24 protein-coding genes are annotated in these 21,381 nt (G+C 71.8%); 8 read left to right on the forward strand and 16 right to left on the reverse strand.

All coding sequences use genetic code 11. The annotated features are described in order from the left end of the window. Positions 1–28 precede the first annotated feature (28 nt). From DEJ06_RS14425 to DEJ06_RS18370, 5 genes are all read left to right on the forward strand, one after another. Positions 29–379 (forward strand): hypothetical protein, encoded by a 351-nt coding sequence (locus DEJ06_RS14425; protein ID WP_111039762.1) that lies wholly within the window; start codon positions 29–31, stop codon positions 377–379. Beyond that, a complete protein-coding gene (locus DEJ06_RS14430) occupies positions 360–575 on the forward strand; it encodes a hypothetical protein (protein ID WP_111039763.1) in 216 nt (71 codons plus the stop codon). The genes DEJ06_RS14425 and DEJ06_RS14430 overlap by 20 nt, the downstream gene beginning before the upstream one ends. Positions 576–608: 33 nt before the next feature. Then, complete coding sequence (locus DEJ06_RS14435) at positions 609–1,292, forward strand: fumarylacetoacetate hydrolase family protein (RefSeq protein WP_111039764.1); 684 nt, start codon at positions 609–611, stop codon at positions 1,290–1,292. A gap of 153 nt (positions 1,293–1,445) precedes the next feature. Beyond that, positions 1,446–2,420, forward strand: coding sequence for a sugar phosphate isomerase/epimerase (locus DEJ06_RS14440; RefSeq protein ID WP_181436893.1), 975 nt, complete (start codon positions 1,446–1,448; stop codon positions 2,418–2,420). Between the two features lie 10 nt (positions 2,421–2,430). Then, positions 2,431–2,607, forward strand: a complete 177-nt coding sequence (locus DEJ06_RS18370) for a hypothetical protein (protein ID WP_181436894.1) — start codon at positions 2,431–2,433, stop codon at positions 2,605–2,607. Between the two features lie 289 nt (positions 2,608–2,896). Here DEJ06_RS18370 and DEJ06_RS18375 read toward each other — a convergent pair whose 3' ends face one another. From DEJ06_RS18375 to DEJ06_RS14450, 3 genes are all read right to left on the reverse strand, one after another. Continuing rightward, positions 2,897–3,052: a hypothetical protein gene (locus DEJ06_RS18375; protein ID WP_181436895.1), complete on the reverse strand. Its 156-nt coding sequence runs from the start codon at positions 3,050–3,052 to the stop codon at positions 2,897–2,899. Between the two features lie 158 nt (positions 3,053–3,210). Further along, on the reverse strand, positions 3,211–5,745 hold the full coding sequence (locus DEJ06_RS14445; RefSeq protein ID WP_111039766.1) for an ATP-dependent DNA ligase: 2,535 nt from the start codon (positions 5,743–5,745) through the stop codon (positions 3,211–3,213). Further along, positions 5,742–6,632, reverse strand: a complete 891-nt coding sequence (locus DEJ06_RS14450) for an SDR family oxidoreductase (RefSeq protein ID WP_111039767.1) — start codon at positions 6,630–6,632, stop codon at positions 5,742–5,744. The genes DEJ06_RS14445 and DEJ06_RS14450 overlap by 4 nt, the downstream gene beginning before the upstream one ends. Before the next feature lie 135 nt (positions 6,633–6,767). On the opposite strand from DEJ06_RS14450, the gene DEJ06_RS14455 reads away from it, so the two are divergent. Continuing rightward, positions 6,768–7,778, forward strand: a complete 1,011-nt coding sequence (locus DEJ06_RS14455; protein ID WP_111039768.1) for a Ku protein — start codon at positions 6,768–6,770, stop codon at positions 7,776–7,778. A 4-nt stretch (positions 7,779–7,782) separates the two neighbouring features. On the opposite strand, the gene DEJ06_RS14460 is transcribed toward DEJ06_RS14455, so the two are convergent. Beyond that, entirely contained in the window at positions 7,783–8,595 is an 813-nt protein-coding gene (locus tag DEJ06_RS14460; protein ID WP_111039769.1) for a cupin domain-containing protein, read from the reverse strand. Positions 8,596–8,737: 142 nt separating this feature from the next. Between DEJ06_RS14460 and DEJ06_RS14465 the strand changes: the two genes are divergently transcribed. Beyond that, the gene (locus tag DEJ06_RS14465) at positions 8,738–9,349 is read left to right on the forward strand and encodes an antibiotic biosynthesis monooxygenase (RefSeq protein WP_111028615.1); all 612 of its coding nucleotides are present in this window, start codon (positions 8,738–8,740) and stop codon (positions 9,347–9,349) included. 19 nt (positions 9,350–9,368) lie between these two features. Here the strand turns inward: DEJ06_RS14465 and DEJ06_RS14470 are convergent, their stop codons facing one another. From DEJ06_RS14470 to DEJ06_RS14495, 6 genes are read right to left on the reverse strand one after another with little or no spacing between them, the layout of a single operon-like run. After that, positions 9,369–10,001 (reverse strand): TetR/AcrR family transcriptional regulator, encoded by a 633-nt coding sequence (locus DEJ06_RS14470; protein ID WP_181436896.1) that lies wholly within the window; start codon positions 9,999–10,001, stop codon positions 9,369–9,371. Beyond that, entirely contained in the window at positions 9,998–10,708 is a 711-nt protein-coding gene (locus tag DEJ06_RS14475; RefSeq protein ID WP_111039771.1) for a DUF998 domain-containing protein, read from the reverse strand. Before DEJ06_RS14475 ends, DEJ06_RS14470 begins: the two co-directional genes overlap by 4 nt. Before the next feature lie 19 nt (positions 10,709–10,727). Further along, on the reverse strand, positions 10,728–11,672 hold the full coding sequence (locus DEJ06_RS14480; protein WP_111039772.1) for a Ppx/GppA phosphatase family protein: 945 nt from the start codon (positions 11,670–11,672) through the stop codon (positions 10,728–10,730). A gap of 10 nt (positions 11,673–11,682) precedes the next feature. Then, positions 11,683–12,564, reverse strand: a complete 882-nt coding sequence (locus DEJ06_RS14485; protein ID WP_111039773.1) for a ribokinase — start codon at positions 12,562–12,564, stop codon at positions 11,683–11,685. Beyond that, on the reverse strand, positions 12,561–13,991 hold the full coding sequence (locus DEJ06_RS14490; protein ID WP_111039774.1) for an MFS transporter: 1,431 nt from the start codon (positions 13,989–13,991) through the stop codon (positions 12,561–12,563). Before DEJ06_RS14490 ends, DEJ06_RS14485 begins: the two co-directional genes overlap by 4 nt. Before the next feature lie 5 nt (positions 13,992–13,996). Continuing rightward, positions 13,997–15,028 (reverse strand): nucleoside hydrolase, encoded by a 1,032-nt coding sequence (locus DEJ06_RS14495; RefSeq protein ID WP_071251777.1) that lies wholly within the window; start codon positions 15,026–15,028, stop codon positions 13,997–13,999. 162 nt (positions 15,029–15,190) lie between these two features. On the opposite strand from DEJ06_RS14495, the gene DEJ06_RS14500 reads away from it, so the two are divergent. Continuing rightward, positions 15,191–16,189: a LacI family DNA-binding transcriptional regulator gene (locus DEJ06_RS14500; protein ID WP_258372537.1), complete on the forward strand. Its 999-nt coding sequence runs from the start codon at positions 15,191–15,193 to the stop codon at positions 16,187–16,189. A gap of 324 nt (positions 16,190–16,513) precedes the next feature. Here the strand turns inward: DEJ06_RS14500 and DEJ06_RS14505 are convergent, their stop codons facing one another. The 6 genes from DEJ06_RS14505 to DEJ06_RS14530 all read right to left on the reverse strand — a co-directional run bounded on the left by DEJ06_RS14505 (position 16,514) and on the right by DEJ06_RS14530 (position 21,306). Then, positions 16,514–18,187: an MDR family MFS transporter gene (locus DEJ06_RS14505; protein ID WP_111039775.1), complete on the reverse strand. Its 1,674-nt coding sequence runs from the start codon at positions 18,185–18,187 to the stop codon at positions 16,514–16,516. Continuing rightward, complete coding sequence (locus DEJ06_RS14510) at positions 18,184–18,804, reverse strand: TetR/AcrR family transcriptional regulator (protein WP_181436897.1); 621 nt, start codon at positions 18,802–18,804, stop codon at positions 18,184–18,186. Before DEJ06_RS14510 ends, DEJ06_RS14505 begins: the two co-directional genes overlap by 4 nt. Before the next feature lie 51 nt (positions 18,805–18,855). Beyond that, positions 18,856–19,338 carry a GNAT family N-acetyltransferase gene (locus tag DEJ06_RS14515; protein ID WP_111039776.1) on the reverse strand — a complete coding sequence of 161 codons (483 nt, stop codon included), beginning with the start codon at positions 19,336–19,338 and terminating at the stop codon, positions 18,856–18,858. A gap of 97 nt (positions 19,339–19,435) precedes the next feature. After that, entirely contained in the window at positions 19,436–20,125 is a 690-nt protein-coding gene (locus DEJ06_RS14520; protein WP_111039777.1) for an HAD family hydrolase, read from the reverse strand. Between the two features lie 55 nt (positions 20,126–20,180). Then, the gene (locus DEJ06_RS14525) at positions 20,181–20,822 is read right to left on the reverse strand and encodes an MBL fold metallo-hydrolase (protein WP_111039778.1); all 642 of its coding nucleotides are present in this window, start codon (positions 20,820–20,822) and stop codon (positions 20,181–20,183) included. Positions 20,823–20,880: 58 nt separating this feature from the next. After that, positions 20,881–21,306, reverse strand: a complete 426-nt coding sequence (locus tag DEJ06_RS14530; RefSeq protein ID WP_071245883.1) for a MarR family winged helix-turn-helix transcriptional regulator — start codon at positions 21,304–21,306, stop codon at positions 20,881–20,883. Positions 21,307–21,381: the final 75 nt, after the last annotated feature.

The following is a 21,381-nucleotide window of genomic DNA, read 5'->3' on the forward strand; positions in this document are numbered from 1 at the left end:
GCCGGTTCCGTGCTGTCAGGGTTCCGGCATGGACATCGGCTGGATCAGCGCGCTCGTGTCGGTCACGAGCGCGACCGTCGCGCTGGGTGCGCTCGTCGCCTCGGTGCTCGACGGGCGCGCAGCACGGCGAAATGCAGAGTTCTCGGTGCACCGCGACCTGTGGTGGCAGCGTTGGTCGTGGGTCGCCGACCGGGCGACCTCGGACGACGAAGGACAGCGCGCGGCCGCCGGTGTGATGTCCGCTGTGCTGGTGACCCGCAGTTGGACGACCGACGACGACACGTGGACGTCCTCGGCGCTCGCTGACTCCGAGGCAGCGCGAGCGAAAGCCCGGGGACAACAGGAAGGAGTGCTCGCAGATGATCTCGACGCTGACTGATGACGAGTTCAAGCGGTGGCTCGACAACCGAGAGATGACGACACCACGGCTCCTCGCGAGCCCCCACTACGGTCCGCTCATGCGCGCGAAGGGCGCCGAGGCGGAACTCGCGCAGATGCGCATCGAATGGCGCGAACGCCAGGAGCGCGCACGGGCGCGGAAGCTCAAGAACGAGGCGTCCTTCGGTGAGAGCTGAACCGATGCCCTGCGAGCCTGCCACGCTGGGACCGTGACCGAACTCGTCATCCCGGCCCCGAGCCTCCCGACCGTGCCCACGACGACGGGCGCGCGTTTCCCCGTCCGCCGTGTGTTCTGCGTCGGACGGAACTACGCCGCGCACGCCCGCGAGATGGGCCACGACCCGGACCGCGAGCCGCCGTTCTTCTTCACCAAGCCGGCAGACGCGGTCGTGGTCGACGGGGCCGACACCCCGTACCCGCCGCTGACGCAGCAACTGGAGCACGAGGTCGAGCTCGTCGTCGCGATCGGCACCGGCGGCACGGACATCGCCGTCGCCGACGCGCTCGCACACGTCTGGGGCTACGCCGTCGGGATCGACCTCACCCGTCGCGACCTGCAGGCCGAGGCGAAACGACTCGGGCGGCCGTGGGACACGGCCAAGGGCTTCGACGCCTCGGCGCCGATCGGGGCGATCACCCCGGCGGCCGAGGTCGACCCGACCAGCGGCGCGATCGAGCTGACGGTGGACGGGGAACTCCGGCAGTCGGGCGACCTGGCCGACCAGATCTGGTCGGTCGCCGAGACGATCGCAGCGCTGTCACGGTCCGTGGCGCTCGCGCCCGGCGACCTCGTGATGACCGGCACTCCGGACGGTGTCGGCGTGCTCGAACGCGGCGCCGTGCTCGTCGGCACGATCGCCGGCGTCGGCGAGGTCCGGACCCGGATCGTCTGAAGCACGTGTCGGCGATGTGTCGACGGGCTGGGAGCGTTCGCAGGCAGCACGGGTAAGTCTTGGGCATCGTCGCGGGTGGGGCCCGCGGCGGACACGGGGCGGCGCATCGCGACGGGGCGACGCGGACACCTCGGGACTGCCGGAGGTACCACCGTGCTGGAACACGACCTGCTCGCCACGTCCTGGACGTGGGCGGGCGACGAGAGCATCCGCGAGCGCGTGCACGCCGTCGGCGCCGCCGGGTTCGCCGGCCTGTCGCTGTCCCTCGACGATCTGCACGAGGTCCGCGCGACGACGGGGTTCACCGAGCTGCGCCGCATGCTCGACGCCGCCGGCATCGTCTGGGTCCAGCTCGGACCACTCGACCGGTGGTGGACGTGCACGAGCCGCACCCAGGACGAGGACGCCGACCGCGGGGTCGTGCTCGAGGCCGCGGCGACGCTGAGCGCCTGGCAGGTGGTGGCGCGCGCCGACACCTCGTTGCCCGGAGCCTCCCCCGCGACGATGGCCGACGACTGGGTCGTGCTCGCCGACCAGGCCGAGGCGGTCGGAGCGCAGCTCGTGCTCGAACCGGAACCGTGGTCGAACCTGCCCACGATCGAACGGGCCTCCCGCTTCGTCGCCGCTGCCGGACACCCGAACGGCGGCCTGCTCATCGACGCCATGCACGCACTCCGCGGCGGTTCCACCCTCGCGTCGATCCGGCAGGGCGTCGCACCGGGGGTCCTCGCAGCCGTCGAGCTGAGCGACGGACTGCTGCACACCCCGAGCGGGATGACCCTCGCCGAGGAGTCCCGGACGGCACGGTACCTGCCCGGTGCCGGAGCGTGGGACCTGCCCGGCTTCGTGCGGACCGTGCGCGAGCTCGGGTTCGACGAGCCGTGGGGCGTCGAGGTCCGGACCCCGGCGCACCGGGCGATGCCCGTCCGCGATGCACTCCGGACGGCCGTGGCCGCCACCCGTGCGGTGCTCGACGCCGCCGACGCGTTCGGCTCACCGGCCGCCCCGGCGATGCCCTCGACGCCCGCACCGACGTCCGCGGTGGACTTCGAGCCACCGCACACCGGCCGGCACGACCCGACGCACGGAGCCCGCCGTCGGGACGCCGACACAGGGACGCCCGCGTAGGTTGCTGAGCATGACCGATCAGGCAGCACACGACGACGACCTGCTCCGCCGTTCCCAGGAGTCCATCGACGAGGCCAAGGCCGCCGCGGCCGAGGTGGTCGAGCCGGAAGAGGACGAGCTCATCGAGGAAGACGCGCCCGTGCCCGACCACGCGGTGCCCTCCGACGGCCCTGCACCCGCGGCCTGACCCCGTCCTGATCCGACAGGGTCCCCCCGGGCAGACGAGATCGCCGGGCGACCATCGAGGTCGCCCGGCGATTCTTCTTGCCGCTCGTGTGACGAACCGGTCACTCGGCACGTCTCACCAGTGGACCCACCGGTCGCGCTTCGGCGAGCCCGGTGCGGGGCCTCGTGGTCGGTCTCCCTGAACCGGCTGGTCACGTGCCCCGGCGACGGTCCGTGCGCTCCCTGATCCAGCGTGCGGGCCGTCGGGTCTGTCCCGCTCGCCGCGTGATCAGCCGCTCAGACCGCCCCGGTCAGTCGTCGTCCTCATCAGCGAGGAAGTCCGCGTACCGGACCTCGGTCTCCGTGGCGCCGCCGCCCGGTTCGACGTTCCGCTGTGACAGGTCGTCCCCCGTGATCGCGACGCGTTCTGCGGCCGTGTAGGGCGGCAGGTACTTGCTCGAGTTCATCTTCGAAGCCCCCTTCGTCCCGGCGAACGTAACAGCCGATGGCCGATCGTGGCCAGCGGTGCCGATACTGTCCCCCGGGCAGACTCGGTACGGGGGACGGATGTTCGCCAGCGGCGGACCCCATGCGCACGCATGTGGAGCCGAGGCCGGACGGCGGGTCAGGTCTCCCGCACGACGTCGTCCGGGTCCTTGTCCACGCGCCACCCACGCCACGACGGCTGCCGGAGCCGTCCGTCGCCGGTCCACTCGGCGAACTCGACCTCGCCGACGCGCTTCGGCGTGACCCAGTGCGCATCCCGAGCGTCAGGTCGTGGGACGTCGACGAACGGCGGGGTCTTCCGTTCCAGCGGTGCGAGGACACCCGCGATCTCGTCGAGGTCGCGGTCACGGAACCCGGTGCCGACCTTGCCGACGTACTCCAGCCCGTCGGGGCCGGGCACCCCGAGCAACAGCGACCCGATCCCGCCGGCACGCCGACCGCTGCCCGGTTTCCAGCCGCCGACGACGACTTCCTGCGTGGCGTGGTGCTTCAGCTTCAGCCAGGCCTCGGACCGCCGCCCCTCGGCGTACTTCGACGACCGCTTCTTCGCGACCACGCCCTCGAGGCCCTGCTCGCGCGATGCGGCCAACACCGCGTCGAGGTCGCCCTGCACCGCCGGCGGCACGTCGATCGCGCCGCCCGGCTCCACGACCGTCTCGAGTGCCTGCCGCCGGGCGTCGTAGCCGAGCCGCGTGAGCTCGTGCCCGTCCGCCTCGAGCACGTCGAACAGCAGGAACCGCACGGGCGTCGTCTCCTGCGCGCTCCGGACCTCGCGCGCCTTCGTCAGGCCCATGCGGTTCTGGAGCAACTGGAACGATGGTCGGCCACGATCGTCGACGGCCACGATCTCACCGTCGAACACACCGTCCACACCGGCCCGCTCGCCCAGTTCCTGCAGCTCGGGGTACTGGGCCGTCAGGTCGTTGTCGTTGCGGCTGCGCAGGGTCACCGACCCGTCACGGACCGTCGCCAGCGCGCGCACCCCGTCCCACTTCATCTCGAAGGCCCAGTCGGCCGGGTCCAGCCGGGGCTCCCCCTTGGCCAGGGTCGCCTGCATCGTCCGGCGCTCCGACGGCGGGGTCTCGGCGTCCGCGGTCCCGCTGATCCGTCGCTGCCCGGTGCGCTGCGCATCGCCGTGGCCGTCCGACGGCCCATCCGACCGTCGCGCCACCGCCAGCCCGGCAGAGCCGCCGCCGTCCGCCAGCCGTTCGGGTTGCTCCTTCGTGCGGTGGATCAGCCAGTTCTTCTCGTCCCCGCCGCCACGGCCGCGGGTGTGCAACAGCGCGAGACGGCGAGCGCCGCCGGCCCGACCGTGCAGGGTGACGATGACCTCCTGCCCCTCGCGCCACTTCTCGAGCTCGTAGGTGCCGTCGTCCCAGATCGTGACCGTACCGCCGCCGTACTCGTCTTTCGGGATCGTGCCCTCGAACGACCCGTACTCGAGCGGGTGGTCCTCGGTCTGCACGGCCAGGTGGTTCTTGCCCGGGTCGGTCGGCTCGCCCTTCGGCAGGGCCCAGCTCACCAGCACCCCGTCGTGCTCGAGCCGGAAGTCGTAGTGGTCGCGGGTGGCGTGGTGCTCCTGGATGACGAAGGTCGGTGTGCCGTCCTTCCGCACGGTGGGCGCTCCCTCGGGCACGGGCTCCGGCGTCTTCGAGGCGTCCCGCTTCGCCCGGTAGGCGGCGAGCCGGTCACGTGCGGGCTGTTCGGCGTCGTTCGCGCGCTCGGTCCGGTCGCTGTCCCAGTGACCGTGGTCGTCGCGCCCGACGGCCAGCGAGGCGGAGGCGACCGGGTGCAGGAAGTCCCCACGGGCCTCCAGGCGTTCGAGGACCTCGTCCAACGTGAGCTGCGCGAGCCCGCGTTCCTCGAGTTCCTTCCAGGTGCGGGGCGCCGCGACCGTCGGCCGCTCGCGGCCGCGCAGCGAGTACGGGGCGATGGTCGTCTTGTTGCCGTTGTTCTGCGACCAGTCGACGAAGACCTTGCCCTTCCGCTCGGCACGGCTCATCGACGAGAGCACCAGGTCCGGCAGGTCCGTCTCGAGGGCCTTGGCCAGCTCGTGGGCGACGTCGGAGACCTGCGCGGTCGTCGCCTTGCCGTCGAGGGCCGCGTACAGGTGGATGCCCTTGGAGCCGGACGTCACCGGGTACGGGTCGAGCCCCATGCCGTGCAGGATCTCGCGCGCGGCCACGGCGACCTCGACGCACTCGGGCAGCCCGACGCCGTCACCCGGGTCGAGGTCGAGGACGAGCCGGTCCGGGTTCTGCTGCGCGCCGCGGGGGCCGAACCGCCACTGCGGGACGTGCAGTTCGAGCGCGGCCTGCTGCGCCATCCACACCAGGGTCGGCAGGTCGTCGACGATCGGGTACTCGTTGTCGTGCTCCGAGTGGTGGATGGTGTGGTGCCGCACCCAGTCGGGGGCCGAGTCGGGCAGGTTCTTCTCGAAGAAGACCTTGCCCTCGACACCGTTGGCCCAGCGCTTCCGGGTCACCGGGCGGTCCTTGACGTGCGGGATCATCCACGGCGCGACCCGCTCGTAGTACTCGATCACCCGCCCCTTCGTGGTGCCGGTCTCGGGGTAGAGCACCTTGTCGGTGTTCGTGAGCGCGAGCCGACGGTCCCCGACCAGGACGACGGTCTTGCGCGAGGCGGGACTCACAGCGCCACCCCGGTCGCTCCCGCCACCGTCAGGGTCGTGCCGGACGTGTACGACGACTCCGGCCCTGCCAGGTAGACGTAGGCGCTGCCGAGCTCGACGGGTTGGGCAGGACGACCGAAGGGGGTGTCCTGGCCGTACGCCGCGATCTCGTCGCCCGGGTAGCTGATCGGCTGCAGGGGCGTCCACACCGGCCCGGGCACCACCGTGTTGGCACGGATGCCCTTGCTGGCGAGCTGCCGCGCGAGCCCGTTCGTGTAGGTGATGATCGCGGCCTTCGTCGCGGCGTAGTCGATCATGCGGTCCTGCGGCTGGTGCGCGGACACCGAGCTGGTCGTCACGATCGAGCTGCCCGGCGCCATGTGCGGGACCGAGGCACGGACGAGCCAGAACAGCGAGTACAGGTTGACCTTCATCGTGCGGTCGAAGTCCTCGGTGCTCTGCACGGTGACGTCCTCGTGCACCTGCTGGTGGCCCGCGACCAGCACGAGCGCGTCCAGGCCGCCGAGCTCGCTGACGGCGTCCTGCACCAGGACGTCGCAGAAGGCCTCGTCCGTCAGGTCGCCGGGCAGCAGCACGGCCTTGCGCCCGAGGTCACCGATGACGTCGCGGACCTGTTCGAGGTCCTCGCGCTCCTCGGGCAGGGCGTTCAGGGCGACGTCGGCCCCTTCCTTCGCCATCGCGATCGCCGCGGCGCGCCCGATGCCGGAGTCCGCGCCCGTGACGAGCACCCGGTACCCGCGCATCCGCCCGGTGCCCAGGTAGCTCGTCTCGCCGTGGTCGGGGGCGGGGTCCATCGCACTCGCCAGCCCGGACCCCTGCTGCGTCTGCGCGGGGAACGGCGGACGGGGGAACTGGTCGCGCGGGTCCTGCTTGTCGAGCTGGCTCATGGGCCCATCGTGCTCGCGCCGGCCTCGCGGCGGTCCAGCGAACCGGACATCCGTGGAACGATCCCCCGGACGGCGGACCTGTGGAGGAACCGACGGCTCCGGGCACACACGCGTGCGGGCGGGCATCATGTGCGCATGAGGTCGATCTGGAAGGGCTCCATCGCGTTCGGGCTCGTCAACGTGCCCATCAAGGTCTACGCGGCCACCGAGACGCACGACGTGTCCCTGCACCAGGTCCACGACGACGACAAGGGCCGCATCCGGTACAAGCGGGTGTGCGAGTTCGGCCACGAGGTCGAGTACGCGGACATCCAGCGCGCCTACGACGACGGTGACAAGACCGTGGTGCTCACCGCGGACGACTTCAAGCAGCTCCCCGAGGAGCAGTCGCACGAGGTCGAGGTGCTCGAGTTCGTCCCCGTCGAGCAGGTCGACCCGATGATGTTCGAGAAGACCTACTACCTGGAGCCCGACTCGCGCTCGCCGAAGGCGTACGTGCTGCTGCGCGAGACCCTGGCGAAGACCGACCGTCTGGCGATCGTGCAGTTCACCCTGCGGCAGAAGACGCGGCTCGGGGTGCTCCGGGTGCACGACGAGGTCATCCTGCTGCAGGGGCTGCTCTGGGGCGACGAGGTCCGCGCCGCCGACTTCAAGACCCTCGACACGACGGTGAAGGTCAGCGCCAACGAGCTGAAGATGTCGTCCTCGCTCGTCGAGAGCATGTCCACCGACTTCGACCCCGACCGCTACACCGACTCCTACCAGGAGGAACTGCAGCAGCTGATCGACGCCAAGCTCGAGGCGGGCGACGACATCGACACCGAGAAGACCTTCGGCGCGCAGGACGACGAGGACGACGACGACGAGGGCGGTGACGTGCTCGACCTGATGGCCGCCCTGCGTGCGTCCGTCGACAAGAAGCGGACAGGAGGCTCGGGGTCGCGTTCGTCGTCGACGTCACGGTCGTCGTCCGGTTCCGGCTCGGGCACGTCCGGCTCCGGCAGGAAGGCGCCGGCGAAGAAGGCGCCCGCCAAGAAGGCCGCGGAGAGCACGACGGAGAAGGCCACCGCGAAGTCGGCGCCGAAGAAGGCACCGGCGAAGAAGGCCCCGGCCAAGAAGCCCGCCGCCAAGAAGCAGGCGAGCTGACGGCTCAGGCCGCGGTCGACCCGCCGCCCGCCAGGCGCTCGAGCGTGGTGAACACCCCGGCGTACTGCTGGCGGAGCGCTGCCCACCCGGCGCCGGTGTCGATCGACTCCGGGTCCTCGACGGGCACCGCGTACCCGTACTGCGCCCGCGGGACCGGGTCACCCGGCAACCGGAGCTCCTGGGTGAACGCGCCGCTCGCGGCCTCGAAGGTCAGGGTGTGCGATGCGATGTTCCGGCCCCAGTCCGCGGACGGCCACGACATGAACGCGACGTGCCGCATCCCCTCGGCGGGATCGGTCGCCGAGACGTAGCAGCCGTGGTGGTCCTCACCCGGGGACAGGATCGTGTACGTGCCGTTGTCCCGGTAGACGAGCAGGGCCTCGGCGAAGGGCTTCGGTGCGTACATCGCGGTGTAGCGCAGGGCGTGCACGAACTGCGGCCGGCCCAGCGGGACCGTCACGAGCGCGCTGCGGGCCGGCCCCTCGTTGGCTGGTGGCTCGCCCGGGGTCGACGCCGCTGCACCTGCCGGCAGGTGGGCGACGTAGAGCAGCTCGGCGTCCTCCGTGCCGGTGCTGCGGCCGTCGTGCACGATGCGCGGCTCCTCGACCAGGGCCTGCCCCGGCCCGACGACCCGAGTGGCCTCTTCGGTGACGTGCGTCAGCGCACCGCGCACCACGAGACCCGTCTGGCGTGCGTCGTGCTGGTGCCAGCCGGTCGACGCACCCACCGGGAGCGTCAGCCGACGCACCTCGTACGTGCCGCCGTCGGGCCCGTCGACGGTGGCGACGAGGGTGGTGCTGGGCTCGGGGTGGGGCATCGGGGTCCTCTCGGTGGTGCGTTCGCCAGATGATCGTCTTGCACCCGCCTGGGACGGTGGTCGAAGGACGACGCGGATCCGTTCAGCCGGCGCGCGAGGCACGTGTCACGAGCCGGAAACACGGGTCCGCGACACTGGTCGGATGACTCCACAAGAGCCTGGGAGCCTGCAGTCGTCATCCGAGACCGCAGGCCCGCCCGTCACCGTCTCCGTCACCCGCCTGGTCGAACCCGACCGCATCCCCGAGGTCACCCGCTGGGTGCAGTCCGGGGTGAACCTGGCGAACCGCTACCCCGGCTTCCTCGGCTCGGGGTGGGTGCGCTCCACCGCGCAGTCCCGCGAGTGGCACATGCTCTACCGGTTCGCCGACCACGACTCCCTGGCGACGTGGGAGAACTCCGACGACCGGCTGCGCTGGCTCGACCTGGGCCGTGACCTGGTGGTGGAGTCCCGCGTCGAGAAGCGCACCGGCATCGAGGGGTGGTTCGATGTCCCGCAGGACGCCCCGGCCTCGAGCGCTCCCCCGCGGTGGAAGCAGTCCGTGAGCATCTGGCTCGGCTTCTTCCCGGTGAACCTCGCGTTCACGTACCTGATGGCCTGGCTCGTCCCCGCGTTCGCGCACGTCGCGATCCTGCCCCGGGTGCTCATCACGACCGTCGTGCTCACGCCGATCATGACGTTCTGGGTGCTGCCGTTCGTGACGAAGCTGATCCGTCCGTGGCTGCTCGCTCCGCCGAGGTCCGAGCGGGCCTAGCCGACGGCCCCGAGCGGGCCTAGCCGACGGCCCGAGCGGGCCTAGCCGACTGCCCGAGCGGCACGGGCCCGTCGTGGCCGAGGGCGTCCCATCCGATCTGCAGCATGTGCGGCCGGGCCTCCGCCGCGGAAGCCTCGGTCTCGTACGTCAGCGCGAGCATCACGATCGCACCGAACGCCCCGGAGACCCGTGCACGCCGGTCGAGCGGGGTGGCCGTGGCGTCGGCCATGTCGATGCCGAACACGTCGAGGAGCGTCGCTGCGACCGGTTCGAGCCGGACGCCGACGTCGTCCCCGCGTCGCAGGGTGAAGGCCGCGAGCGCGAGCTCAGCCCACCCCGGCCGGACGAGGGCGAGGTCGGCGATGCCCGCGAGCGCCGCGGCGTCGCGGGTCTCCCCCACGGGGGCGGCGGTGGCAGCTGCCCGGATCGCCTCGGTCTGCGCGGTGCACTGCGCGAGCGCGGCTTCGACGAGCAGCTCCTTGCTCGTGAACCGGGCGAGGATGCCCGCCTTCGAGTAGCCGGCCTGGTCGGCGACGGCCTGCACGGCGGTGTCCTTGATGCCGCGTCGGGCGATGAGTCCGGCGGTGATGTCCAGGACGCCCCCGTTGATCTCCTCGGCGGAGGGCCGAGCACGGCGCGCAGGGCGGGTCACGCGCCGACCGCCGAAGCCCGTGCCGTCCGCAGTCGCCGCGTCCCCGCGACCAGCAGAGTGATGCCGGTCAGGAGCTCCCACGCGACGATCGTGTACACGGACGCACGCTCCCACACGCCGTCGGGGAGCACCTCGATCACCGTCGACGACGAGTCCACGACGAGCATCACGAGGGAGACGAGGCCGACGATCCCGAGCACGACGCTCGCGATCCGGTAGGCCGCCGGTGCCCGCAGCGCCCGGGACCCGATGCCGGCGGTGATCGCCACGAGGTTGCCGGTCGTGATCGCTGCCGCGGCGCCGAGCACGTGGAACACGATGGTGCCGCCGTCGGTGCTCGTCTGGCTGCCGTGGAACGAGCCGACCAGGACCATCCCGACCAGGTGGACCACGGCGAGGACCGCGGTCGCCACCCGCGCACGGCGGGACGCGGCGCGGAACACCACGGCGGCGAGCACCGCTGCGATCCCGAACAGGACGCCCTGTCCGATGAACGTCGTGTTCATGAGCACGTGCAGCGGCGAGTCGATCGACCGCCCCTGGAACGTGCCGACGTCGGGGACCCCGAGGTCGGAGATGTAGTTCGTCGCGTAGCTGTAGCCGGGGAACGCCGACGCCGAGACGGCTTCGCCGACGAGCCATCCGACTCCCGCGACCGTCCAGAGTGCGCCGGGGACGAGCACGCGGGGAGTGTCCGATTTGGTCATGTACTGACCATAACGGTCACTACTGGGAGTTGCCCAGCACCGACAGCTGGTCGAGCCGCTCGAGGATCACGCCCTCGCGGAGCGCCCACGGGCAGATCTCGAGGGCCGACAGGTCGAAGATGTCCAGGCACGCCTCGGCGACGAGCGCGCCGGGCACCACCTGGTGCGCCCGGCTCGGTGAGACACCGGGCAGCGCCGCGAGCTCGTCGACCGACATCGTGAGCAGTTCCGGCAGCCGCTGCCGCAGCACCGCGCCGTCGAGCGCGCGCGGCACCAGGGGCCCGGCGGCCGACGGGGCGGCACCGCAGATGCGGGCGATCGACCGGAACGTCTTCGACGTCGCCACCGCCCGGTCCGGGCGGCCCGACCGGAGCAGCCGTCCGGCGTCCCGGGCGATCTCCACACGGATCTCGTGCCGGATGCGGCGGACGTCGTCCTCGGTCGGGGTGCCGGCCGCGAAGTAGGAGCGCGCCAGGCGTGCGGCGCCGATCGGCATCGACCACGCGACGTCCGGCGCCTCGTCGGCACCGCCGGCGATCTCGAGTGAGCCACCGCCGATGTCGAAGACCGCCAGGCAACCGGCGGACCAGCCGAACCAGCGGCGCACGGCCAGGAACGTCAGCCGGGCCTCGTCGGAGCCGGACAGGACGGCCAGTTCGACCCCGGTGGAGGCCTCGACGTGGGCGAGCACGGCCTCGGAGTTGCCGGCGTCGCGCACCGCCGAGGTGGCGAACGCGAGCATGTCCTCGCAGCCGCGTTCTTCGGCGACGCGGACGGCGTCGGCGACGAAGGCGGTCAGGGCGTCGATGCCCTGCTGGGTCACCGCGCCCGAGTCGTCGAGGTGCTCGGCCAGCCGCAGCGGCTGCTTGAACGAGGACGCCGGCAGCGGCGCGGCGCCGCCGTGGGCGTCCACCACGAGCAGGTGGCCGGTGTTGGACCCGATGTCGAGGACTCCCACGCGCATGGGGACAACGCTAACGGCCTGGAGGCCCGTCCTCCGCCCGCAGGAACGCCTCCAGCTCGGCGGTGGTCGGGTACGAGGCCTGTGCGCCCGGCTTGGTCGCGGCGTACGCCCCGACCCCCACCGCGAACCGAGCGGCGTCGACGAGGGCGTCCCCCGCCGCCAGACGCAGCGCCACCGCCCCCATGAAGGCGTCGCCGCAGCCCGTGGTGTCCACCGGCTCGACCCGCACGGCGTCGATCGACACCGGCTCGGCACCCCCGTCGTGCACGACGCAGCCGGCACCACCACGGGTGACGATCGACCGGGCAACGCCGTGGTCGCCGAGCGCCGCGGCCTCGTGCTCGTTCACCAGCAGGACGTCGGTCAGCTCGAGGAGCTCGGCCGGCACGGCGCCGAACGGCGACAGGTTCGTGAGCACCGTGACCCCGGCAGCGTGCGCGGCCCGGGCGGCGGCGAGGACGACGTCGATCGACACCTCGAGGCAGAGCCCCAGCACCGCGGCGCCGGCGAAGACGTCTGTCGGCACGTCGTCCGGCGTCAGCGTGCCGTTCGCCCCGGCGGAGATCACGATGGTGTTCTCGCCTGCGGCGTCGACCGTGATGACGGCGGTGCCGGTCGCCGCTCCCTGACGGACGGCGACGTGCGTCGTGTCGACACCCGCAGCCGCGACGGAGTCGCGGAGCAGCGCACCGTTCCCGTCGTCGCCGACCGCACCGATCATGCGCACCGTGCCCCCGAGCCTCCCGGCAGCCACCGCCTGGTTGGCGGACTTGCCCCCGGGCAGGATCGCGAGGTCGGAGCCCTGCAGGGTCTCACCGGGCTGGGGGAAGCGCGCGGTGCGGACCACCAGATCCGCGTTGAGCGACCCGACGACGACGATGCTCTCGGTCAACGGACGGTCTCCTTCTGCGGGGCGACGGACGTGGTCTCGGCACCCTCCGGACGGGGGATGAGGAACGAGATCGCGAGTGCGACGGTCGTGATCGCGGCCCCGAGCAGCATGCCACCGGAGTACCCGGCGGTGCCCGCGGAACCGCCGACGCCGAGCGCGATCTGCAGCGCGGGCAGGACGGCGAAGCTGACCCCGGCGCCGAGGTTGAACGCACCGGCGTTCAGGCCGGGCAGGAACCCGGGGTTCGACTCCGGCGACAGCACGATGCCCAGGCCGTTCAGGATGATGTTCGCGATGCCGGCGTAGGTGATGCCGATCAGCACCGTCGCGGTGACCAGCACCGGCAGGGAGTGCACGCCGACGAGCGCCATCAGGACCGTCGAGACGATGCTGCCGATGAGTCCGAAGCGCAGGACCGCGCGGTACCCGATGGTCGGGGCGAGGCGTCCGGCGAAGGGTCCGACGATCCAGCCGACCAGCGCGTACGGGGTGAGGAACACGAGCGAGGCCAGGTCGGCCTCCATCCCGAAGCCGGCGTCCCCGTTCTGCGCGAGCGACGTGACCAGACCGTTGACGACGGCGAAGACGCCGGTCATGGTGAGGAACGTCGTGGCGAGGAGCGCCCATGTCGCCCGGCGCTTCAGGAACCGGGTCTCGACCAGGGGTTCCCGCACCCGCGACTCGACGGCCCAGAACACGGCGAAGGCGACGAGCGCGACCACGACGCCACCGACCACGAGCACGGGGTTCGCCGCGCCGAGTTTGCCGGCCTCGTTGAACGCCGTGAGCAGCGCACCGACGCTCACCACGAGGGGGACGACGCCGATCCAGTCCATCCGGGTGCCGGCCGAGGGCTTCGACTCGACACCCCAGACGGCGACCAGGAACAGGGCGAGGACGGTGACGACGGCGATGACCCAGAAGATCCCGCGGAACCCGAAGTTCGTCGCGATCCAGCCGCCGGCCAGGGCGTCGACACCCGCGATGCCGCCGTTCACCGCGGTGAGCAGCCCGAGGGCGGCGCCGTAGCGCTTCGGGTCGCTGATCTCGTTGCGCAGGACGAGCAGGCAGATCGGGACGACCGGACCGGTGACGCCCTGGATGATGCGACCGGCGAACAGCATCGGCACGTTCACCGCGAGCGCGGCGACGATGCTGCCGACGAGCATCACGGCGAGCATGCCGATCAGCACCCGCTTGCGGCCGACGATGTCGGACAGCCGCGGCAGGAACAGCGAGAACAGCGCCGCGAGCGTGAAGTACAGGGTCTGCGACAGCCCGATCGTGGCGTCGTCGGTGTTCAGCTCGCGCGCCATCGTGACGAGGGCGGGGCTGAGCATGCTCGCGTTCAGCTGGAACGCGATGCACGCGGCGAGGAGCGCGGCGGTGAGGGCGCCGATCGACTTCTTCGTCGAGGTGGTGGTCATGGGGTTCAGTGCTCCGGGGTCGTGGTGATGCCGGCTTCGACGGCGTCGGCGGCGGCACGTGGGGTCCACCCGGTGTCGGCCGTCTCGCCGATGCGCTCGAGGGCGTCGACCACGAGGTCCCAGAACCGGCCGTGGTCGAGCTCCATCGCGGCGCTCGTGCGGCAGTCCTCGGGCGCGGGGGCGCGGAAGTCGGCGACGGTCATGCCGAGGGTCAGGGCGCCCTGGGTCTCGACGTGGATCGGGACCTTCACGGCGCGGACGATCGTGGGGTCGATGACGTACGCGACGGCGCAGGGATCGTGGACCGGCGGGGCGTCGAAGCCCTGGGCGTCCTTGTAGGTCTGGCCGAAGAAGTCGAGCAGCTCGCCGACGAACGCGGCGGGGGCGGTGCCGACGCCGGCGATGCGCGCGGCGACCTCGGGGGTGGCGAGGGCCTGGTGCGTCAGGTCGAGGCCGACCATCACGACGTCCCAGCCGGCCTCGAACACGATGGCCGCGGCCTCGGGGTCGATGACGATGTTGAACTCGGCGACCGGGCTCCAGTTGCCGACGTGCACGCCGCCACCCATGAGCACGACCTGCTTGACGCGCTCGACGATGCGGGGCTCCTTGCGGGCGGCGAGGGCGATGTTCGTCAGACCCCCGGTCGGCACGAGGGTGACCGTGCCGGGCTCGTGGGCCATCACGGTGTCGATGATCAGGTCGACGGCGTGGCGCTCGTCGAGGTCGAACGACGGCTCGGGGAGCATCGGGCCGTCCAGGCCGCTCTCACCGTGGATGTCCGGTGCGACCTCGATCTGGCGCAGCAGCGGGCGGGCGGCCCCGGCGGCGAACGGCACCCCGGTGATGCCGGCGATGCGGGCGACGGCCAGGGCGTTGCGGGTGACCTTCGGCAGGGTCTGGTTGCCGACGACGGTGGTCACCGCGAGCAGGTCGATGGCCGGGCTACCGTGGGCGAGCAGGAGCGCCACGGCGTCGTCGTGGCCGGGGTCGCAGTCGAGGATGATCTTCGCGGCGGGCTGGGTCGCATCGGGCACGCTGGGCGCTCCACTTCTTCGGGGAATCGAGGTGAGTGCTCGACGTGGTGGGGATCCACGGGCCGGCAGAGCGCTGGCGACGCGGCGCGTCAAGCGTTTGACATCGAAACACGTCAAACGCTTGACGTCAAGTTCGACCACCGCGCTCGCTAGCATCGACGGGTGCCCTCCCCCGCCGTTCCGAGCCGTCGTGTGACCGCTGCGATGGTGGCCGAGCGTGCGGGCACGAGCATCGCCACGGTCTCCCTCGTCGTGAACGGCAAGGACCGCGGGCGGGTCTCCGCCACCATCGCCGCACGGGTCCGCGACGCCGTGGACGACCTCGGCTACGTCGTCGACCACGCCGCCAGCTCGTTGGCCCGCGGCAGCGGCGACCTCGTCGTGTTCATCGCCCCCGACCTGTCGAACCCGTTCTTCGCCGAGGTCATCCGTGGCGTCCGCGACACCCTGGGCGACCGGTTCCAGCTCGTGCTCTCCGTCACCGAGCGGGGTGCACAGCCGGTCGCGGCCGACGTCCGGCGCTTCGAACGGCTCCGGCCGGCCGGCATCCTGGTCGACGCACCGGCCGCCGACGAGCCGATGTCGGCGAGCGTCCCCGTGGTGCTGCTCGACGCCCCCGGTGGGCCCGAGGCCGTCAACTACGACCTCTCCACCGGCGTGCACGACCTCGTCGCCCACCTGCACGACCAGGGGCACCGGCACGTGGGATACCTCGACGGCACCTCGTGGGCGGCGACGTTCGGCGTGCGCCGCGAACTGTTCGAGCAGGCCTGCGCGGACGCCGGCATCACGGTCTCCGAGGTCACCGCCCGCGCCGACCTCACCGTGGAGGCCGCGGCCTCGGCCACCGAGCACGTCATCGAGGCCTGGCAGGACGACGACGTCACCGCCGTCGTCGCGGCAGCCGACACCCTGGCCTACGGAGTCCTGCGGGTCGCCGGTGCGCTCGGCATCGCCGTCCCCGGCGCACTCGCGGTCGCGGGCTTCGACGACCTGCCGTCGTCGTCGGTCACCGCGCCGGCCCTGACGAGCGTGGCGCTGCCCGGCGCCGACCTCGGTCGCGCTGCGGCACTGCGGCTCCTCGCGACGCTCGACGGCACGGCCGCCGAGCCCGCTGCCTTGCCGACGCGGCTCGTGCCGCGCGCGAGCACCGGCGCGTAGCGCGCCGCGCCGGCGCCCGAGCCGGGCCCGCGAAAGCGACACATCTCGCACGTCCGAGGCGGCAGGTCCGCGAAAGCGACAGTTCGACGCGGATGTTCCGCGGAGAACTGTCGCTTTCGCGAAGGAGGCGGGCTGGCCACGCGCCGTGGGCGCGGACGCGCCGGACGGGAGGCCCGGTGCCAGCCCGCACCGCGCCTCCAGGGAGCGACGGGCGCGACCACCCCGCCATGGCGACAGATCTCGCCGCCCACCGGCCGGCAGGACCGCGAAAGCGACAGATGTCCGCGGACATTCCGCGCAGATCTGTCGCTTTCGCGAGGCGGGCTACTGCTGCGTGCGGTCCGTCGGCTCCGCCGCCGCGTGCTCCGCGCGCGCAGCACGCTGCGCGCGCTCGAGCTCGTCGGCCTCGTCGCCGCCGACGGCCTCGCCACGGGCGACCATGCCGGCCGTGTCGGAGAGCGTGATCTGCGGCAGGAAGAGCGCGAGCAGGAACGCCACCGCGATGAACGGCAGGAGGTACCAGAACACCGGTGCGAGCGAGTCGGCGTAGGCGTTCACGACGCCGTCCTGCACCGCCGGCGGCAAGCCCGCGACGGTCGACGGGTCGATGCTCCCCGCCGAGGACGCCGCGTCGGTCGCCGACCCACCGGCACCGCGGAACACGTCGGTCAGCGACGTCGTGAGCCGCGCGGTGAAGAGCGCGCCGAAGACGGCCGTGCCGAGGGAGGCGCCGACCTCGCGGAAGTAGTTGTTCGTCGACGTGGCGGTCCCGACCTGCTCGGCAGGCACGGCGTTCTGCGCGACGAGGACGACCACCTGCATGATCAGGCCGAGCCCCGCACCGAAGACGAACAGGTACGCGCAGATGAGCCAGATCGGGGTGTCCGCCGCCAGCTGGGTCATCGCGAGCATCGCGATGGCCACCAGGACCGTGCCGACGATCGGGAACATCCGGTAGCGCCCGGTCTTGGTGATCAGGACGCCCGAGGCGATCGAGGTGCCGATCAGGCCGGCCATCATCGGCAGCATCAGCAGGCCGGAGACCGCAGCCGAGGTACCCGAGGCCATCTGCAGGAACGTCGGGACGAAGCCGATCGCGGCGAACATGCCGATGCCGAGCACGAGGCCGATGCCGGTCGCCAGCAGGAAGGTGCGGTTGCGGAAGAACGACAGCGGGAGCACCGGGTCCTGCGCACGGGACTCGACGAACACCAGGAGCGCTGCCGAGACGACGAGACCGGCGAACCAGGCCCAGGTCTCGGGGGCGTCCCAGCCGTGGTCCTTGCTGCCGCCGAACTCCGAGAAGAACACCAGGCACGTGGTCGCGGCGGACATGAACAGCACGCCGAGGACGTCGATGCGCTTCGTCGCCTTCTTGTTCGGCAGGGTCAGCGCGAACCACGCCACGAAGAACGCCGCGATGCCGACCGGGATGTTGATGTAGAACGCCCAGTTCCAGGTGAGGTGGTCCACGAAGAAGCCACCGAGCAGCGGGCCACCGATGGCGGACAGGCCGAAGATCGCACCGAGCGGGCCGAGGTACTTGCCGCGCTGCGAGGCCGGGACGATGTCCGCGATGATCGCCTGCGACAGGATCATCAGGCCACCGCCGCCGAGCCCCTGCATGGCGCGGAACGCCACGAGCTGCGTGAAGTCCGTGGCGAACGCACACCCGGCCGACGCGATGGTGAACAGCGCGATCGCGATGAGGAACAGGTTGCGTCGGCCGAGGACGTCGCCGAACTTGCCGTAGACGGGCATCACGATGGTGGAGGCGAGCAGGTACCCCGTCGTCAGCCAGGCCTGGTGCGCGACGCCGCCGAGTTCGCCGACGATGGTCGGCATCGCGGTGGAGACGATGGTCTGGTCGAGGCTGGAGAGCAGCATCCCCGCGATCAGGGCGGAGAAGATGATCCAGATGCGACGCTGCGTCAGGAGCAGCGGGCCGTCGGAGCCTGGGCGGGCACGCTTGGTGGTGCCCGGCGCGGTGGCGCTCATGTGGTGTGTTCCCGTTCGGTCGTGGTGACCGCCCTGAGCAGGCGGAGGTTCTCGGTGAGCAGCTCGTCGAACGTCGGCCCCGTGGCCTCGTCGAACGCGTCGTCGAAGTACTCGGTCGCGGCGGCCTTCATCAAGGCGGCCGCGGCCTCGGTGACCAGGCGCGGTCGGCGGTCGGCGGGGTCGTCCCACCCGAACCGTCGCCGCAGGGCCACGGTGATCCGGGCGAGCTGAACGTCGGTCGCCGACAGGAACCGTGCGACGAGTGCCGGCTCCCGCTCGAACACCCGGCGGACCAGGGCCTCGTCGGCGCGGGCGATGCCGACCCGGTGGAACTGGTCGATCGCCAGCGCGACGATCGACCCGAGGGGGTCCAGTTCGCCGGGGACGATCCCGCCCGCGGCGTAGGCGTCGATCGCCTCGACGTCGGCGTTGAGCTCGATGCCGAGCACGGCGTCGTCCTTCGACCCGAAGTGGTTGAAGAACGTGCGGCGCGACACCCCGACGGTCTCGCAGAGCTGCTCGATCGTGAACCCGTGCAGCCCGTGTTCGACCGTCGCCCGACGTGCCTCGACGATCATGCGTCGACGCAGCGCGCGGGTGCGTTCGGTGGTGCTCACCGAGCAAGAATTGCACTCTCGTGTTGAAAGTGCAATCCGGATCGGATCGAGTTAGAGCGTCTTCTCGAAGCAGAACGACCACGGCATCGTCGCGGCATAGGGCTCGTAGACGTCGATCTGGTCCCAGCCGGTCTTGCGGTAGAGCGCCACGGCGTCGGGCTGCTTGTCGCCGGTCTGCAGGATGAGCCGCGGGGTGCCGAGTTCACGTCCGACGCGCTCGCACTCGTCGAGCAGTGCGGTGGCCGCACCCTTGCCACGCGCGGAGGCCAGCACGATGAGGCGCTTCAGTTCGACCTCGTCACCCAGGCGCCGGACGGCGATGTGACCGACCGGCTCGCCGGACTCGTCGACGGCCAGGATCGACGTGACGACGGTCGACGGGTCGACGCTCAGCGCACGACCCCGCTCGGCGGTGACCGCCGGGTCCTCGCCGGCGTTCGCCGACCCGTAGCGCTCGTGCATCTCGTCGTCCATGCGGGCGCGGAGCACCACGCTGCGGGGGTCATCCCAGGACACGCGTTCGATCGTGATCACGAACGTCGATCCTGGCACGGGCGACCGACGACGCGGAAACCGAGGCGCCCGTCGGGCGCGATCGGCGCCGCCCGTCAGGCGCGACCGGCACCGCCCGTCAGGCGCGCTGGCCGAGTGCCGCGATCGGGCCCTCGCCGGCGCGGAACGCCGCGAGGACGGCCGCCGCGTCGTCGTACACCTCTGCCGCCCCGGCACCGCGGAGCTCGTCGCCGCCGATGCCGCCGGTCATGACGCCGACGCACGGTACCCCCACCTTGCCGGCGGACTCGACGTCCCACATGGCATCCCCGACCATCACGGCGTCGTCGGCGGAGACCCCGGCCTTGTCGAGCGCGACCCGGATGATGCCGGGGTCCGGCTTCGCCTGCTCGACGTCCTCGGAGCTGGTCTCGGCGGTGACCCACTCGCCCGCGTCGAGCAGGTCGCGCAGGCGGGCGAGTTCGTGCTCGGGCGCACTGGTCGCCAGGACCACGGCGTGCCCGGCCTCGGCGACGGCCTGCAGGAGTTCGCGCGCACCCGGCAGCAGCCGGAGCCGCGGCATCTGCTCGGCGTAGTAGGCGGTGTGGAACTGCTTCGCGGTGTCGCGGGTCTCCTGGGACGCGTCCGGCAGCAGCGTCTCGAGCAGCTTCGCCGAGTCCATCCCGATCGCACGGTGGATCCGCCAGGCGTCGACGGACTCCCCCGCCGCCAGGAACGCCCGCCACCACGCGTCGATGTGCGCGTAGTTCGAGTCGGCGAGGGTGCCGTCGATGTCGAAGAGGACTGCTGTCGTGGGTGCGTCGGCCATCCCACCATGCTGCTCGGGAGGCCCGGATCGCCTCCCAGGGGGCCACCCGCGTCCGTCAGACGGTGATCGTCTCCCCCGCAGGCAGGATCAGGACGGGCACCGGCCCGAGACCGTCCGGACCGAGGAAGCGCGCGGCGGACTGCTGGCCGAGCTCGCTCAGCATCGCCTCGTGGATCTGCACCGCTCGCTCGGGCGCCACGGCGCGCACGTAGTCGACGGCCTGGGCGGTGTTCGTCCACGGCCCGCTCGTCGGCAGCAGCAGGGTCGGCACCGGGACGCCGGGCTCGAGGTACGCGTCGCCCGGGTGGAACACCGCGTCGTCCACCAGGTAGCCGACGTTCGCGGTGGACGGGATGTCGGGGTGGATGACCGCGTGCTGCTCGCCGAAGACCCGGACGGAGAACGGTCCGACGGTGATCGTGTCGCCGACGTGCACCGCTGCGACCCGCCCGTGGTGTTCGCCGAGCTGCTCGACGACGGTCTCCGGACCGCGGACGACGAGGTCCGGGTTCGCCGCGAGCCCCGCACGCAGGGCGTCGATGTCGAAGTGGTCGGGGTGGTCGTGCGTGACGAGGACGCCCGCGGCGCCGCGGACGAGGTCGATGGCCTCGGGCGTGAACACCCCGGGGTCGATGACGAGGGTGACGCCGTCCTGCTCGAGGACGACGGTGGCGTGGTTGTACTTCGTCAACTCCATGCGCACAACTGTACAGCCGTGTTGTACTTCTGCGGCTGGCCTGAAGGTGAGGGGTCGTTCAGTCGGCCCGGCGTGCGACCCGCTCGAACAGCTCGGGCAGTCGGCGCAGCAGCGCACGCTCCTCGGCGTCGGTCTCCTCGCGGATCGCGTCGGCCAGCCAGTCCGTGCGGGCGTCCATGTCGCGCTGCAGCGCGGCCCGGCCGGCGTCCGTGATCCGGATGACCGACGCTCGGCGGTCGGTGTCCGACGCCGTCCGGTCGACGTACCCGAGTTCGGCCAGTTCGCCGACCGTGCGGGACTGCCCCTGGTGCTTCACCCCGCGGCGGCGCGCGAGTTCCGCGATCGTCATCGGGCCCTCGCGGTGCAGGAACCCGAGGGTGGTGGTGTGCGTGGCCGGCAGCGCGTCCGCCTCACGTCGTGCGGCACGCACCACCCGGCCGATGGACTGTCGGAGCTCCGCAGCGAGCTCGTCGATCGGGTCCATGCCCGGAACGCTACCGCTTCACGGACAGGAGGCGCGGTGCCAGCTGGCACCGCGCCTCCTGTCCATCACGGGGTT

This window comes from Curtobacterium sp. MCLR17_051 (assembly GCF_003234395.1).
Lineage (GTDB): Bacteria > Actinomycetota > Actinomycetes > Actinomycetales > Microbacteriaceae > Curtobacterium > Curtobacterium flaccumfaciens.

What these genes read in the sequence shown, in the direction of transcription:
- DEJ06_RS14480 (WP_111039772.1), bottom strand. Translation starts at nt 11,672, where the DNA reads ATGCGCGTGGGAGTCCTCGACATCGGGTCCAACACCGGCCACCTGCTC.
- DEJ06_RS18370 (WP_181436894.1), top strand. Translation starts at nt 2,431, where the DNA reads ATGACCGATCAGGCAGCACACGACGACGACCTGCTCCGCCGTTCCCAG.
- DEJ06_RS14425 (WP_111039762.1), top strand. Translation starts at nt 29, where the DNA reads ATGGACATCGGCTGGATCAGCGCGCTCGTGTCGGTCACGAGCGCGACC.
- DEJ06_RS14525 (WP_111039778.1), bottom strand. Translation starts at nt 20,822, where the DNA reads ATGGAGTTGACGAAGTACAACCACGCCACCGTCGTCCTCGAGCAGGAC.
- DEJ06_RS14455 (WP_111039768.1), top strand. Translation starts at nt 6,768, where the DNA reads ATGAGGTCGATCTGGAAGGGCTCCATCGCGTTCGGGCTCGTCAACGTG.
- DEJ06_RS18375 (WP_181436895.1), bottom strand. Translation starts at nt 3,052, where the DNA reads ATGAACTCGAGCAAGTACCTGCCGCCCTACACGGCCGCAGAACGCGTC.
- DEJ06_RS14465 (WP_111028615.1), top strand. Translation starts at nt 8,738, where the DNA reads ATGACTCCACAAGAGCCTGGGAGCCTGCAGTCGTCATCCGAGACCGCA.
- DEJ06_RS14430 (WP_111039763.1), top strand. Translation starts at nt 360, where the DNA reads ATGATCTCGACGCTGACTGATGACGAGTTCAAGCGGTGGCTCGACAAC.
- DEJ06_RS14460 (WP_111039769.1), bottom strand. Translation starts at nt 8,595, where the DNA reads ATGCCCCACCCCGAGCCCAGCACCACCCTCGTCGCCACCGTCGACGGG.
- DEJ06_RS14530 (WP_071245883.1), bottom strand. Translation starts at nt 21,306, where the DNA reads ATGGACCCGATCGACGAGCTCGCTGCGGAGCTCCGACAGTCCATCGGC.
- DEJ06_RS14505 (WP_111039775.1), bottom strand. Translation starts at nt 18,187, where the DNA reads ATGAGCGCCACCGCGCCGGGCACCACCAAGCGTGCCCGCCCAGGCTCC.
- DEJ06_RS14520 (WP_111039777.1), bottom strand. Translation starts at nt 20,125, where the DNA reads ATGGCCGACGCACCCACGACAGCAGTCCTCTTCGACATCGACGGCACC.
- DEJ06_RS14450 (WP_111039767.1), bottom strand. Translation starts at nt 6,632, where the DNA reads ATGAGCCAGCTCGACAAGCAGGACCCGCGCGACCAGTTCCCCCGTCCG.
- DEJ06_RS14475 (WP_111039771.1), bottom strand. Translation starts at nt 10,708, where the DNA reads ATGACCAAATCGGACACTCCCCGCGTGCTCGTCCCCGGCGCACTCTGG.
- DEJ06_RS14490 (WP_111039774.1), bottom strand. Translation starts at nt 13,991, where the DNA reads ATGACCACCACCTCGACGAAGAAGTCGATCGGCGCCCTCACCGCCGCG.